The organism is Actinocrinis sp. (genome assembly GCF_035605935.1).
Lineage (GTDB): Bacteria > Actinomycetota > Actinomycetes > Streptomycetales > Catenulisporaceae > Actinocrinis.
This window is the reverse complement of the sequence record NZ_DATNGK010000313.1, coordinates 1-2,360: the sequence shown is the minus strand read 5'-3', so window position 1 is coordinate 2,360 and position 2,360 is coordinate 1. Positions and strand designations below refer to the sequence as shown.

The window sequence follows — 2,360 nt, the reverse complement described above, 5'->3', positions numbered from 1 at the left end:
AATTGGTCTACGTGTTGGTCCCTGCGAACAGCGCGCTGCCGACGAAGTTGGCGAGACGATGGCGCGGTCAGCCAAAACCTTGCTGGCTAGGTCTGGTGTGTGCCCAATGTCGTGGACCACCGGAGGTCCGATTGTGGGGCGAACGAAATTAGCGATGACTGATGACGAGGGATATTGACGCCTCGAATCCACCCGTTGTGGAGTCCAAAGAGGTTGCGGTAGCTGGAAAAGCGAGGCGCCGCAGGCGAATTGATCAGCGGCATCCCCGCTACAAGTGGGTTGCCTTGTCCAACACGACATTGGGCGCGCTGCTGGCTTCCGTCAATGCCTCGATCGTGCTGATCTCGCTGCCGGCCATTTTCCGCGGCATCGGCCTGAACCCGCTGGCGCCAGGAAACGTCAGCTACCTGCTGTGGATGCTGATGGGCTACTTGGTGGTGACCGCGGTGCTCGTCCTCCCGCTCGGGCGCCTCGGCGACATCTTCGGCCGGGTGCGCATCTACAACCTCGGTTTCGCGATTTTCACGGTCGCCGCCATTGCGTTGTCGTTCGACCCGTTTCACCTCGGCGGTGGCGCGGTGTGGCTGATTTGTTGGCGCGTCATCCAGGGCATCGGCGGGGCCATGCTGATGGCCTGTTCGGCGGCCATCCTGACGGACGCGTTCCCCAGCAGGCAGCGCGGGATGGCGCTGGGGGTCAACCAGGTCGCCGCCATCGCCGGCCAGTTTCTGGGTCTGCTGATCGGCGGGCTGCTGTCGGAATGGGATTGGCGCGCAGTCTTCTGGGTCGGCGTACCGCTGGGCGTGGCCGGGACGGTGTGGAGTTTCCGCTCGCTGCGTGAAGTCGGCGTCAAGACTCCCGCTCGCCTCGATTGGCCCGGCACAGTGCTTTTCGGCGTGGGCCTGACCGTGCTGTTGGCCGCACTCACCTACGGGATCCAGCCCTACGGCGGTCATCCCACCGGCTGGACCAACCCCTTGGTGCTCGGCTCGATCACGCTGGCCGTTGTCGCACTGGTCACGCTGTACTTTGTCGAATCGCGCGCACCCGCTCCCATGCTCGACATCAGGCTGTTCCGGTCCAAGCCCTTCGCGCTGGGCAACCTTGCCGGGCTGATGGCCTCCGTCGGCCGCGGCGGCCTGCAGTTCATGCTGATCATCTGGCTGCAGGGCATCTGGCTACCGCTGCACGGCTACAGCTTTGAATCCACGCCGCTGTGGTCGGGCATCTACATGCTGCCGATGACCCTGGGCTTCCTGCTGGCAGGCCCGCTGTCGGGCACGCTATCGGACCGCTTCGGCTCCCGACCGTTCACCGACGGCGGTCTGGTGTTGATGGCGATGACGTTCGTGGCCCTGGCCCTGATACCGGTGGACTTCGACTACCGGGTGTTCGCCGTGCTGATCTTCCTCAACGGCGTGGGCGGCGGCATCTTCACCGCGCCCAACGCCGCGGCGATCATGTCCAGCGTGCCGGCCGCCGAGCGTGGCGCCGCCTCGGGTATCCGCGCGACGGTCACCAACGCCGGCATGTCGCTATCGATCGGCATTTTCTTCTCACTGATGATCGCCGGCCTGGCCCACTCGCTACCCGGCACGCTCAGCGCCGGCCTGCAGCAGCAAGGCGTACCCGCGACGGTGGCCCACCACGTGGCCAACCTGCCTCCGGTCGACAGTCTGTTCGCGGCGTTCTTGGGTTACAACCCGATCGCCGAACTGCTGGGCTCCTCCGGAGCCCTGCAGCAGCCCGGGGTCAACGCGGCCGTGCTGACCGGAAGACAATTCTTCCCCCAGTTGATCTCGGGGCCGTTCCACAACGGGTTGGTCGTGGTGTTCACCACCGCCGCGGTGATGATGGTCATCGGCGCGGCGGTCTCCTGGGTCAACCCCGGGCGCACCGTCGACGACAGCGACGACTAAGCCTTCGAGCGTCTTCAGCACGCGCCGCAGTTCACCGCTCATCCAACTGTCTCTTCGTGATTCGTACACCGCCACAATCGAGCGGTAATACCACAGCTGCGGCGACCAACCTTCCCGGCGCCTTCACAAGCGGCGTCAACCTCGCCGACGGCGACGTGACACCTCGCCTGCTACGGTCGATCTCACCGTGCCCTTGCCAGCCTGAACTCGGCGCCCACATTGCCCGCGACCGCTTCCCGGACGCGACGTCGAAGTAAGCCCGATCCTGCGATCTCTGGGTTATGAGCTACGTGCCAGGAGTTCTCGTTGTACGCAGAATCAGCGTCACCCTGCCATGGGCTAGTCAACCAAGTTGGCCGTAACCCCCGGCGCGGCGGCGATATCGTCGTCACTATCAGCCGTCATGATCTTACGCTAGCGCTCCGGAATGACGTTTCGCTA

At 64.7% G+C, this 2,360-nt stretch carries 1 protein-coding gene; it reads left to right on the top strand.

Annotation, left to right across the window (positions count from 1 at the left end):
* Positions 1 to 161: 161 nt before the first annotated feature.
* Positions 162 to 1,919, top strand: coding sequence for an MFS transporter (locus VN779_RS25490; RefSeq protein WP_325727759.1), 1,758 nt, complete (start codon positions 162 to 164; stop codon positions 1,917 to 1,919).
* The last annotated feature ends 441 nt before the right edge of the window (positions 1,920 to 2,360 follow it).

Bases quoted from the DNA above. Each gene is read 5' to 3' on its own strand.
- VN779_RS25490 (WP_325727759.1), top strand. From the start codon at position 162: ATGACGAGGGATATTGACGCCTCGAATCCACCCGTTGTGGAGTCCAAA.